Source organism: Bacteroidia bacterium (assembly GCA_025056095.1).
In the GTDB taxonomy this organism is placed as follows: Bacteria; Bacteroidota; Bacteroidia; order JANWVE01; family JANWVE01; genus JANWVE01.
Genome location: JANWVW010000067.1, coordinates 1 through 12,703 on the forward strand (window position 1 = coordinate 1; position 12,703 = coordinate 12,703).

Consider the following 12,703-nt stretch of genomic DNA (forward strand, 5'->3'; position numbering starts at 1 on the left):
TGGTTCAGGGTGGCGAAGAACAGGTTTTGCAAAATGGCGTTGTAGTAGTTGTGGGCGTGTTTGTCTTTGAGGAAGTCTTTGAGAATGCTTGCTACAAAATCTTTTTGGAACAGCGAAGCAGGCACCAACTGTTTTTCTTTGATAAACCAAATGAAAATAACCCTTGTAATGAGGCGAATGAGGTTGGTAGCGTTGCGGACTTCCTCATTTTTTTCCATGTCGTCAGGAAAAGAAACCTCCTTCATCGCTGCGAAATACCAGTTGGACAGTTCCTGAAAGAATTTTTTGTTCAGGATGCTTACATCCAGTACTTGCAGCCAATGCTGATGCAGTTGGTCATAATTGCGAACGTTATCAGGCGTGATTAAGTCTTTTAATATTCGTATGTGTCCTGCGTGGGTGTTTTGGGTGTGTATGTCGCGCAGCATAATCACTTTGCCTGCTTTTTCGCCTTGGCGCCAGTTTTGCAGGTATTTAAAGCGTTCGCTGATCGCTATGGAAATGAAGGATTCGCCATCGGGCAAGGGCTTACCCTCCAACAAGGATGTTGGAGGGTACTTTAGGAGGAGCGCCACGGGCATTTTTAGGCTGATGCGGTTAAAGGCTCTGGTCAGTTCGGAGATTTCGGTTCGGGTGGGATGATTATTGAGTTCTAAGGCAAATAGCATTAAGCCGTTGTAGTTCTCGTCGCCCTGTTCAATAGCTTGTTTGTAGGAATAGTTAGTGTCAAACAATCCTGTTGCTCTGAAAACCGAATCGTCAATAATGCCAAGGAAATAGGTTTTTTCAATGGCATTAAAGGTGGCGTTGTCTTTGTAATGATGTTTTAAAATATCTCTTGTGGGCAGCGGTTCAGCGGTGTTGGAGTTGAGCTGGATTTTCAACTGCTGAAACAGATGGGTGGCTGCTTCAAAAAGATTGGCTGTATTGAATATGTCCAGATTCATGGGTGCTTACTAATTTGAGATTACAAACCAATTTATCAAATCGAAATTTTCCGGCTTAAATTTTTCTTCCAGCTTTTTTTGTTCGGGCGTTATCTTTTGAGGTGTTGCGTTACCTGTAAACAATTCCTGAATTTGATTTACGGCTACAGGGATTACCTGTGATTTTATCCAATTGCCAACGGCATCTGCCAGTTTATTTAAAGCAGCCTCGTCGCCCTTATCAATGTTTTTGGGAACGTAACGAGCTTCCAGTTTGTGGTTGCGAAGCAAGGTAAGTATTTCCTGATTGTTGCTTAAAACCAGTTTGCCGCTTTTCCCCTCTTCAATGTTTTGATGCAACAAATGAATTTCATCATACACATGGTCTGTAACATCGTCAGGTCTTTTGGGATAACCCAGCACTGCAACAATGCTGTCGGGCATGGATTCCCATTTTTTGTTGGGTTTGAATTTGAACCCTGTAAAAACGCCGTTGGGTATTTTTTTAAAAAACTCTTCATTCTTTTTGAAGAACTCAAACAATTCTTGTCGGAATTGCTCCAAAGAAAAGTCGTTCAAGCCCAAGGTTTCTTCACTTGTTTCCACGTCATCCCAGGTTAATTGCAGTTGCTCGAGCATTTTTTGGGCTTGCTTCGGCAATAGCGGATTTTCTTCCACCATTTTTTGCAGTTCGGGAGTTATTTGGTCGTCCAGTTCAGTTCCCACCACGGTCATCAAAGCCATACGGTTTTCAACTCTTGATTTCAGGTTGAGATAATCTTCATAGTTCTTACCCGGCCAAAAGTTGATTCCTTTAATGGTTTTGTTGGGCGATCCGATACGGTCAATACGTCCCATCCGCTGAATCAAACGAACCGGATTCCAGTGGATATCGTAGTTGACCACCAGGTCGCAATCCTGCAGGTTTTGACCTTCGCTTAAACAGTCGGTGGCAATTAAAACATCTATAGGGTTTTCAATTTTTGCTCGTGTGATTGGGTCGTGTTGTTTGATGATTTCTAACCATTTTTCATAGGGCACTTTCCATTTATCTCCTACTTTGTATGCTGTTGAAAGATTTATTCTTTCGTACAATTCTGACCAATCTTTTTCATTATAGAGCTTGGTGAAAGGGGCAAATCGTTCCAGAATGGGTTCAAATTTTTCGCCCGAATAGCCATCAAATGTTTCACTGATAGAACCAGAAACAAATGCTATATTGGGAATGCCTCTTTTTTTGAGTTCATCATACAGGAATTTGGCTGTGTCTTTAAACACGGTAAAGACCAACACTTTTTTGTTGTCAGACTTCTGTTGCTTGTGGATGATGTGTTCGATGAGTTTGTTTATTTTTTCGTCTGCTGCCTTCCCGGCGTTGAAATCGGCTTCATACTTATCCAAGTTGGCTTTCAGTTTAGATAGCTTTTGTATGTCGGCTGCTAAATGCTGTTTAAACAGATCTATATCCGTGATTTGCGAAAGATGGACAGGATTTTTTTTGCCTAAGGTAAAATGTTGTTCTTCTGCATCTGGACCAGCTATTTCGGCTGCTGTTTCATCAATTTCTTCTAATTCTTCTTCGGTCAAATCATCTTGAATGGCACTATCGGTTTGGCTTTGAATAAATTGCTCAACTTTATCAAGTGCATGTATGTGATGGTTTAAAATATTTTCAACGGTGCTTTTGAATGAAAACCAACTTGATTCCAGCCGCTTCACCAACAAGATATACATCATTTTAACGAGGAACTTCTGGCGTTGCCTTTCATCTTCCAGTACGCTTTTGGGTTGAATATCTTTGATGTAGTCGGCTGGTCGGTATGCTGTTAAGTTTACCGAAATAGCGTCCAATATATCGTCAAATGATTGTAAGTCGCCAATATTTTCAGGGGCAACAAACTCATTAATAGGTTCTTCCTTTTTCGGAAAATTTATTTCCCCAAATTCACCCTCAATCAGTTTTCGGGTTCGTGCCACTATCAAAGCATCTGTCAGCTTTTCGAATTTCTTTGGAAGCTTAGCGATAAAGTCAGCAATTTTTCTGTCCGGTTGATTTGCCCATTCGCTAAAGTCTTTTTGTGCTGTTTTGAAAATATTTTCCAGACTTTCAATTTCCAATTCTGTGCCTTTAAACCCATCATCCAGTCCTTTGGTCATCAGTTTAAACTGATTGCGAATGTCCATCAGCTTGTTATTAATGGGAGTTGCAGAAAGGTGTAACACTTTTACATCTCTGCTTTTGTTCTTCGGAATGAGTAATTCATCCACCAAAAACCGATATCGTGAAGATTTATCATTACGCAGGTTGTGGCTTTCGTCTATTACAATCAGCAATTTTGGTCTTGTTTTAAAGTAACGAAGAGATTTGTCATTATATCGGTCAAAACGCCCTTCCTGTAAATCGGTATGATAGCGGATGTAAAAGTCAATTTCATCTTTTTCAAATCGGCTTTGCTGACCGACTTTATATTGCTGCCAGTTGTTTGAAAGTTTCTTTGGGCAAAGTAAGAGAAGGGTGTAGCCTTTTAGTTCAAAGTATTTCATTACGGCTAATGCCGTCCAGGTTTTACCCAAACCCACGGCATCGGCTAAAATGGCTCCGTTAAACTTTTGGAGCATCTTAATCAAACTGATAGCACCTTTTTGTTGGTAAGGGAAAAGCGTTTTGTAAATGATAGTTTCCTCTAAGTGGGCAATTTCACGTTTGAACTCTGCATCACCAGAGAATTCCAGAATGTCGTCCTTAAACATTTCGTAAAGGACTTTGTAATAAAGCTCGTGCGGGGTGTACTCTTTGTAGAGGTTTTTAATTAGTTCAATGATATATTGTTTAACTTTAATTTTGGTTTTGTCGGGCAATTCTATTTCTTCTGATGCAACCTTTTCCCATAGTTCCTGAAACCATTTTTTCAGGTTTTTAAATTCGTATTCATAGTCGTGTTTGGCAATATTCAGTTCAATGTTTGAACTTTCCTTAATACCCAGTCCGGCATCGGTCAGATTAGAACTGCCAACAATGAAATAGTTTTTGGTTTTGGTCTTGTCGGTGTAGATATATGTTTTAGCGTGGCAAAAATTATTCTGAATTTTCTTAACAGCAACATTATCCTGTTGCAGAAACGCAACAGCTTTTTGAGCAGATGAACTTAACGAAAGTGTAGAAGGGATACTGGTGTTTCCATTTAGCAGGTCAATTATTTTGTTGAGTTGAGATTCCTCTTGCGTGAGGTTACCTAAAATCAATCGAAATTTTTCAACTGAATTGATCTGGTCTTTCATCAACGCCAAGGCGTTTACTGAAAAGTAACCTGTCACCAGGTCGAGCGAACCATTTTCGGTGTTTCCTTTTATGAAGTCAAACACTTTGTAGTGTTCGTTGTCTTCTGTTTTTGTCTTATTGTCTAATAACATTTATCAATTAAGTTTTGGTTTGGAAATATCGCAAATTATCTTTAAATATTAGCAAAAAGAGACTCTTTTGGCTTTTGCCAAAGGGTCGGTTGGTGTATCGGGTAACACCTAATGTGCCGTTTGCGCGGCTGGTTAAAATTACTCGCAGTGTTAACTTTTCTTTCAGCGGTGCTTGTGAATGCTCCGCACTTGTTTTAAAGTGAGGGAGAAAATATAGAGAAATACTTAAGGGGCAATGCGTGTTGGCTTACTCGTTGTCCGTTTTCAATAGGGTTTGTATGTTGGTTTCTTGTCAAAATGTGTCAAACGGTCAATGTTTGCTGTGTCGTGTCGTTTTAGGCTTGGTGCCAGCGAAGAAATATTTGCGAGGAACGAGATTTGACCTACGTACAAAGCTTATTGAAAGCAGAAAAGCCTGAATTTAGCACGTCTGCCCGCCTTGCACAAATGCAATGTTGTACGATGTTTTTATTTTTTTATCGCACAAGTATTCAGTATTACATTTCTGAAAGTCAATGAAATGCGTGTTGTTCTTTCATATTTCACTCCTTTGAAGAAGTCGGCTTTTTTTCCTTTAATTCCGTGTGTCCATAAATATCGAGCATCATCTTTTAAAACTACTAAACTTCTTGGTTCTAATAAGACTTCAATTTTTTCTCCTGTTTTTTTGTTGGTAAACTCCATTACGCAAGTAGAACCTAAACTCAATGAAATAATCGTATCTCCAAAGCACGGCTCGCAATCAATGTGGCTTGCAATTCCTTGTCCTTGCTTATATTCGTTTACAATTAGTTGGTCGGGTATAGCAGGCATATACCCTTCTTGATATAGTTTTTTAGCAAATGGTATTACCCATTCAGGTAGTTCGCCAATTTTCATTGAATAGTCTATAAATCGGGCTTTATAGTCGTACTTATAACCATAATGCTGTACCCGCCTTTTTAAATCTCCTAACCAATTTTCAGCATTTACAGACTGCCAAAATGATTCATGTTCTTCTTTTGTAATGTACTCAGGGATATATAACAAGCCCTTAATCTTTGACAATGATGCCAAGTCATTAAGTGTTTTTGGGTTGATTTCCGAAATCTTTTTTTCTGTTGCAGGGTTGTCAAATAATGATATTTGCATTGTCGTAAGAGTTAAAGTGATAGAATTTCATAATTCACAACTTCGCTTGATGGCTCAAACGTAGAATTTGAGTTATTCTTGTAGTAAACTTTCTGTGTGTCGCTTGCTTCAATTTTATGTACTACATATTTCTTAAACTTTTTGTATTTTTCGTTCCTATCTGCTCTATCTGGATTTTGAAATACAAAATAGGCTGTGCTTATCAAGTGTGATGTGATTTTATTAACAAATGATGCAAGGCTTTTCTCGTCTAACGAACTACTCGCAAACAGATAAGAAGCATTAAAAATCACAAAAGAATTGTTTTGCGTAATTTCTGCTACTACCCTATCAGGCACTAAATCCCAACTACTATAAAAGTTAAACACTGAATTAGGGCTAAACAATTCCGTTTCTGAAAATTCTTTTGCCTTTTCAAGCATACTTTCTGCAATGTCTATACCGATATATCGCATTGAAATTGGCTCATTTTCATTATCATAGTAAAGGCTTGCTAAGGCTAAACCGCTCGTAAGAGGACCACAACCAAAATCTATAAAGACTAATTCTTTGTTTTTTTGAAAAACATTACTATTTAGAGTTGTAAATATCTTTTCATAAACCGCATAGGTTGTGAAAAAATGCTTTCGCATATTGAAATAGCAATAGAGTTGTACTCTATCGTATGGGGTTAGGTCTTTGTATGCTGTGGTAAAATCAGCCATGCCATAATTTAGAATATCTGCTCTTATTTCATCGTTACTATATTTTTGTAAATAGCCCGATGTATTGATATGGTCTATTATCAAATTTTGAAACACTCGTTGAGTAATCGCAGATGGTGTATAAACTTTCTCTTCAATTAGTTCAACAAATATTGTATCTGTAATATATCCGTTTAAGTATTCTTTGAGTGATGGATGATTGAGGAACTTAAACCTTTGCTTAGATTGTGGCGAATTGAAAAGTGTCTTAAAATTATCTAAGAGTTCGGTTTGCTGAGTGGCTTCAAAAGCCTTTTTCCCAAGTAAATAATAATTTATGGTGTCTTGTATTACCTGTCCTGTGTAGTCAACTTCTGCAAAATTTTGTGCTTTTTCAAGGGACTCTAAAATTTCATTAAATTTTTCTATATACTCGGTATTTCTGCCAATACGTGAGTATAAATAAACCGCATTAAGGCGGTGTCTGATTGAACTATCCTTGGGTAGATTAGTGCGGATAATCGCAATAGCACCGTAAAAGCCAATCTTTTCAAAGAGCTCAGCAAAGAGCGTGATAATCTCTATGAAATCAGGATTTGATTTATTTGTCTGGAATATTGGTGAATTGATAAACTCTAAACAAGCCGATTGCAAATCAAATTTATCTTGTTCTATTTGTTCATCGGATAACGAAACAAAATAACATTCAATTTCATTCCTATTAGATTGAATGAAGTTTACCAATTCATTTGCAGAGCTTGCTGAAAGTAATTTATCCTTGATTATTTGTAGGTTCATTTTGTTGCAATGTTTGAAATTCTGCAAGTAGATTTGCTAAGTCGGAACTTGGATTATTATGAAGCCAAACGTTAAATTCCGTAGTATCAAAAGTTACATCACCTTGTGCCAAGCCATTTTTTTTTAAGACATTAATGAATGATATAAATTTTGCCCACATACCCATAGTTTGATTTTTAAGCCTTTTATTAGGCTCTGAGTGGCATTTTGAAATTCTTATTATTGGATAGTTTTCAACAATAGAAAACGTTTTCTCGTCCGAATAACCTTCATTAAGGTCATACTTGACGACTGTTTTATCGTCTTTTAGAAACCCAAAATCATTTTTTTGATTATCCCAAAAGCAAAATTGATAGACACTTTCAATAGTTATTCTGTCAAGCAAATTATCAAGTTTGTACTTGATATTGAATTTACCGTTTTTGCTAAACGAAGCAAAATAACTGTCATTTAAATTAATCTCTTCATCTTTGGGCAAACTTCTATAACCATAATACAAACCTAAAACCGCTAAAACAATACTTGCTCTATTGTGTGTCCGTATCGTTTTTAGGGTTTTTCTGTTGATTAATTCAGGTAACTGCTCTTTCAGAGCATATTTATCGCTACCTTCTTTGTCTCGGAAACGAAACAAGAAAGCAAGCAATATTAATTCTAATGCTGCGGGTTTTAATTGGTCAATTGCTTGTAAAGCTTCTAATGTTTTGTCTCCAACCAAGAGTTTGAAAGCATTTTGTACTTCTTCGGTTGGTGTACCTAAAATTTGTTTAAGTATGTCTTTGCGAAATGTTTCATTGGCATAAATTGCATTGACAATTTTTTGCAAGGTATCGTTTGGACTGTTTTTAGGTTTAATAAGTGTTGAGTAAAATGACAAACTACCTTTATCCAATACGCCAATTTCAGGTTTATCAAAGAAAGGGTTTATTTCTCTTAATAGTTTTAGATATTTGTCGCTATAAATTGCCAATTCATAAGTTTCGTTGGCGTAATATATTTCAGCATTTTTCATAAACGCTAACATACCCAAAATCCTATTAAACTTATCTTGGCTTTCAGTTTTAAGATTTTTATTTGCAGTAATTTGAGATACTTGAATTTCTCGAACTATGTTAGTTCTGTTTTCAATGGATTCAGTCCAAATATCAAACAAATGAATTGGTAAAAAAGCATCTTGGAATGTACTGGCTGACGCAATACTATTCTCTTGGCTTTCTTTACTTGCAAAATAAATTTTATTTACACGGGATATGGGTAAAGGATAGGGTAAAAGATAAACCACTTCGTGAAGTCTTTCTAAATTTTGTTTGTCAAAATCGGTTAATGCGACTTCTATCAAAACTTGTTGCTCGTTAGGCTCATCAGTAAAGCCGTCTGAAATGAGTAAATGATTAGGTGAAAAATGCTGAATATCCTTAGTGCGTTGGCTTCTTGCCAATTCTCTTGTTTCGTAATTCACTGGATATATCAAAGCACTTCCAAAATAGTCTAATAAATTAGACTTGTTTATTTGAATTACAAAAGAAGATATATATAAACTATCAAGTTTATCCTTACTAACTCTTGATAAATCAATATTGCTGTTGTTACTTTGACTTGGCAGTTTATCAGTGAATAAGCTTGGTACCTTTTGACAATTAATAATACTTTCAATAATCTGTTTTTTTGTTGATTTGGTGGAAACAGAAATATTTAGGGTTGCTGCAATTTTTGCAACTTCTTCTTTGCCTAATTTATTTAGCTGTTGTATAGTATATTTTGCCATTGTTTTTTTCTTTTAACTGTTTGTCAAATTAATAAAACAAATCACCTGTATCGTAAGTATCACTTGGAAAGTTGTTTAAAATAGACGGCTTGCTACCTGTGTACATAATGACTAACCTATTTTTAGCTCGTGTGCAACCCACATAAGCCTGCCTTTTGGCTTCGTCTGTGTTTCTTAAACTCTCAAATTCAGGCATAATTACAATATCAAACTCCATTCCTTTTGCAGAAATGAAGGTTGTAACCAATATGTTTTTTAGGTCATTTTCGGTCTTAGATTTTTCTGCTTCGGACATTTCAGAGTAATACTTAGAACACTCAAAGCCAAAGCCTGATATTATGGAATGATAGTTTTCAACTTGGTTTTTGAACGGAAACAATACACCAATATTAAAACCTTTATAGTTTTCAATGATTGTCTTTAATCTGCTTTGCATATCAGACTGATCGCTAAATTTAAGTACTTCGGGTAAATCTCCGTTATTCTTATATCGTTTCAGTGCTGATAACGTTTGACTATCGTTTGCTTTGGGGCTATTCGGAACAAAGTACCTTGCAAAATTATAGATTTGATAAGTGTTCCTGTAATTGAATTGTAGAGTAAACTCGTTTAATGAATGACTTATTTCTTGCTTTATTATCGTTTCGCTTGCACCTGAACCTTCGTGCACTTGTTGGTCATTGTCTGCACCAATTGTCATTCTGCCAAATACTTTCGGAAACGCTTGAAAAATTCTTTCTTCAAGATCTTGCGCTTCGTCAAGTATAAGTTCCATATTGCCTACTTTTCCACGCAAAGCATTTTCTATTTCGAATGCAGACAGTTTTTTGTAAAATTTATATTCTCCCCGATCATATATTACACAAACACCTTGTTGAATTGTTAAGCGTGAAGAATAATCCGTTTCAACCCATCCATTAGATTTGGCTTGATCTATATATTCTTTTTTGATATACCAACATTTGGTTCTGCTGAATACTTTATAGGCACTTTTTGAAGTATCATAAGATATTTTAAAATCCGTTTCATCTAATTCATATCCCAACAATCTTTTTGTTGTGCTTGGAAACCAACTATGGATAGTATTCACTTTATTATTTGATATTCCTTGCTTTGCAAGCAAGTTTTCAATGGCAACTTTCAACATTCTTTGGTAGGTAAGTAATATGGCGGGTTTTCTATTTTTTAGTAGGCGTATCAGCCTAAAAATGGAAACGGTTGTTTTACCACTACCAGGACAACCTGTTACAAGAGAAAATTTTTCGTCATAATCATTGTTGATTATGCTCAACATAATTTGTCCGTTCGTAGAGTTTCTTATGTCGTCTTGGCTCGGAAGTCTGAATTTAAATTTTGCCATTGTTTCTTGGCTGTTTTGTTTTTCTAAAATATCATGCAACGTTTTGGCGCTTGGCGTTCGGGCGGGTTTCGGAGCACAAAACTGTCAACCAAGCACTGAACTTGAATAAAAGCACAAATCTCCAAATTTGCACGTCACCGCCTGACGTAAAACCCGTGTTATGCGGTCGTTTTTTTACTTTTCTTCATACAGTTTTCTTCATACAGTAAATATTGGAAAAGGGTTGAACCATAGTGATTCCAAGCGTTCCCTTTTTCTTTATATTTTGATATACGTCTTTTTATAAAATCTATCATTGTTTTAAGTTCAATTTTTTCCCAATTAGCAATGGTAGAGTCCGAAACAGTAACAAATATTTTGTTGATTGAGAGATTATCGGTTGTATAATTCTTTGCTGTTTTTAATGTCTCAACAACCCTATTTAATTCTTCATCAGTTTCAATTAGTCCCATTCTCGAAACACAACTTTTTATTTTCTTTTCATTTAGAGAAGATACTCTAGTGTCGCCCCCTTTAACTTCACAGATAATACCCACTGATTTAGAATTTATTTCTCCTACTATTTCCTTTAGTTTCGGGCAAACATCATCAATAGAAAGTAATCCTATTATTTCTTTCACGAACCGATTTCTTACGCCAATTATGTCATTGTCGGCATAAGAATTCGTTTGGGTTTCGGATTTATGTGACACATAATTATCAATTAAGAAAAATCCGTTTAATCTAAAATACCAGTAGGCTATTTCTTCTGCAAAGTTTTTCATAAGAATCAATTTGTGTTTTGCTCAATTTTATCAAATGCATTGTCGATGTCAGATGATACCAAATTACAATAGATTTTTTGGAAGCTAAAATACTGAAAATCAATTGATTGAAAATTTCAATTTGCAATTATATAAATCTGCACTTAGCTGAAAGTTTTCTAATATTTGTTCTTTACACTTCATACAGCTCCTTATTTGGTTGATAAAAAAGCATTTACAACCTGCTAAAGCATTTTCTACTTTCACCTAAATCTTGAAAATATTTTGTCGTTGCACGCCGCTGATGCTTTTTTCAAAATCACCTAAAAATTTTCCTTTGGGCTTTTTATGGGGCTTTACAACCCATGCGTTACATATGATACCTTCAATACCTTGAAATCCAAATCTACATGTGTCCGTTTGCCTCTGAAATTAATCCATGAAAATTCATTTTTAAAAATGGTTATATCATGTATGCTGCCTGACCATAATTTACCTACATATAAAATTCGCTTCTTGCTATCACTCATCATCAACATTTTTACTGTATGTCGTTTTTTTCCTGAGTAATATCCCTGCTGTCCCTTTTGATTATCAGGTCGTTGTATCGGTATTTCCGTACCATCTATTATCAAATCTTCCACTCCTTCAAAGGCCTTGTCAAAATCTGATTGATTTTTAAATACTTTATTGACAAAAACATCTTGCGCTTTTAGGGCTGCTTTTAAAGATTTTTTAGTTATTTTCAAATAATCAGAAACCGTGCTAATATCTACGTTAAATAGAGCCATATTTTCCAGTGTAGGATAAGACTTTAGGTAATGCAATACAAAGAAAAGTGCTTCTTTGGGATTGGTAAACACAGGTGGTTTGGAATACTGATGACCTGATTTGGGCTTATAATATTGGCTAAAAACCTGTGCCAGTGCCTAAAATTGTTCAAGCGTTAAGCCCGTAGCAGCTCTACATTTTTTATCGCTGTTTAGATTATGAAAAATACTTGCCATATTGATATAAATTTGAGAGTATTGTCAAGCAAAATTAAGCAATTATCTGATAATTAACAATCAAAAGGTCTATTGTCAATTTGAAGTCTTACAAATTCAACTGATGCGTTTTCGCTTGTTGCATTGTAAACCCTTGCTATCAAATATTTGTATGCACTTTCCATTAAGTTTAACTCGTTACCTGAGATATACAAAGCAAGTTTTTCAACATTCTTTCCGTAAGCTGTTGCCTTACTGTCTATGTAAATCTCTTTGTTGAGTTCTATAACTTTAAAGTCGTGGTCTGCTGTTGTCGTTTGGTTTTTGTTTCGCCAAAAGACTTCTACGTAGCTTCCAACCTTAAAGCCCGTTTCTGTTTGAATTACACTTTGGTTGTACTTTTTAGTGTATATTTGCTTCAGTTTTTCAAAAACTACTAACTCACCTTGCTTTCCTAAATCTTCGTCGGATTGGTTATACTGGCGATTTCCTTGATTAATTACTATTACCTCAGGTTCTTTGAGGTTGAGCAAATCATCAGGGATTAAAGAAATATCAAAACCTTTTTCTTTAAGGTATTCTACACCGTTTGCAAACGACTCCAACAGTAAAACTGTCAGAATTCTTTCGGCGTATCTGATTTTTAAGAAGTTACATAATGGCTCAACTAAACCGTCTAGCACTCTTGGGCTATACCATTTGCCTACATAGTAAAAATTATCACTTTCTGCCCATGAACTACGTTTTTGTCGGTCAGTTTCATTTCCATAAGAGAGATAAATTTCAGTAGTTTCAAAGAAATGGATTGCTGAAAGTTTTTGCTTTATTCTTTCGTACTCGTTTTCCCATTCTTTGCGGTTCTTTGACTTTTCCACTGCTACTAGTGCAATTAAGGGTGAG

9 protein-coding genes are annotated in these 12,703 nt (G+C 35.7%); all 9 read right to left on the minus strand.

Annotation, left to right across the window (positions count from 1 at the left end):
• The coding region (locus NZ519_06785; protein MCS7028458.1) for a type II restriction endonuclease at positions 1-947 on the minus strand (947 nt) is incomplete at its 3' end.
• Positions 948-956: 9 nt separating this feature from the next.
• On the minus strand, positions 957-4,337 hold the full coding sequence (locus NZ519_06790) for a helicase-related protein (protein MCS7028459.1): 3,381 nt from the start codon (positions 4,335-4,337) through the stop codon (positions 957-959).
• 468 nt (positions 4,338-4,805) lie between these two features.
• On the minus strand, positions 4,806-5,384 hold the full coding sequence (locus NZ519_06795) for an alpha-ketoglutarate-dependent dioxygenase AlkB (protein MCS7028460.1): 579 nt from the start codon (positions 5,382-5,384) through the stop codon (positions 4,806-4,808).
• A 95-nt stretch (positions 5,385-5,479) separates the two neighbouring features.
• Positions 5,480-6,949, minus strand: a complete 1,470-nt coding sequence (locus tag NZ519_06800; GenBank protein ID MCS7028461.1) for a class I SAM-dependent methyltransferase — start codon at positions 6,947-6,949, stop codon at positions 5,480-5,482.
• Positions 6,924-8,714 (minus strand): hypothetical protein, encoded by a 1,791-nt coding sequence (locus tag NZ519_06805; GenBank protein MCS7028462.1) that lies wholly within the window; start codon positions 8,712-8,714, stop codon positions 6,924-6,926. Before NZ519_06805 ends, NZ519_06800 begins: the two co-directional genes overlap by 26 nt.
• Before the next feature lie 28 nt (positions 8,715-8,742).
• Complete coding sequence (locus NZ519_06810; GenBank protein MCS7028463.1) at positions 8,743-10,074, minus strand: ATP-binding domain-containing protein; 1,332 nt, start codon at positions 10,072-10,074, stop codon at positions 8,743-8,745.
• Between the two features lie 158 nt (positions 10,075-10,232).
• On the minus strand, positions 10,233-10,838 hold the full coding sequence (locus tag NZ519_06815) for a hypothetical protein (GenBank protein MCS7028464.1): 606 nt from the start codon (positions 10,836-10,838) through the stop codon (positions 10,233-10,235).
• A gap of 335 nt (positions 10,839-11,173) precedes the next feature.
• Positions 11,174-11,680, minus strand: coding sequence for a transposase (locus NZ519_06820; protein MCS7028465.1), 507 nt, complete (start codon positions 11,678-11,680; stop codon positions 11,174-11,176).
• Between the two features lie 197 nt (positions 11,681-11,877).
• The coding region (locus NZ519_06825) for a DUF3883 domain-containing protein (protein MCS7028466.1) at positions 11,878-12,703 on the minus strand (826 nt) is incomplete at its 5' end.

Coding starts and splice junctions, on each gene's coding strand:
- NZ519_06790 (MCS7028459.1), bottom strand. CDS start 4,337: ATGTTATTAGACAATAAGACAAAAACAGAAGACAACGAACACTACAAA.
- NZ519_06800 (MCS7028461.1), bottom strand. CDS start 6,949: ATGAACCTACAAATAATCAAGGATAAATTACTTTCAGCAAGCTCTGCA.
- NZ519_06805 (MCS7028462.1), bottom strand. CDS start 8,714: ATGGCAAAATATACTATACAACAGCTAAATAAATTAGGCAAAGAAGAA.
- NZ519_06810 (MCS7028463.1), bottom strand. CDS start 10,074: ATGGCAAAATTTAAATTCAGACTTCCGAGCCAAGACGACATAAGAAAC.
- NZ519_06815 (MCS7028464.1), bottom strand. CDS start 10,838: ATGAAAAACTTTGCAGAAGAAATAGCCTACTGGTATTTTAGATTAAAC.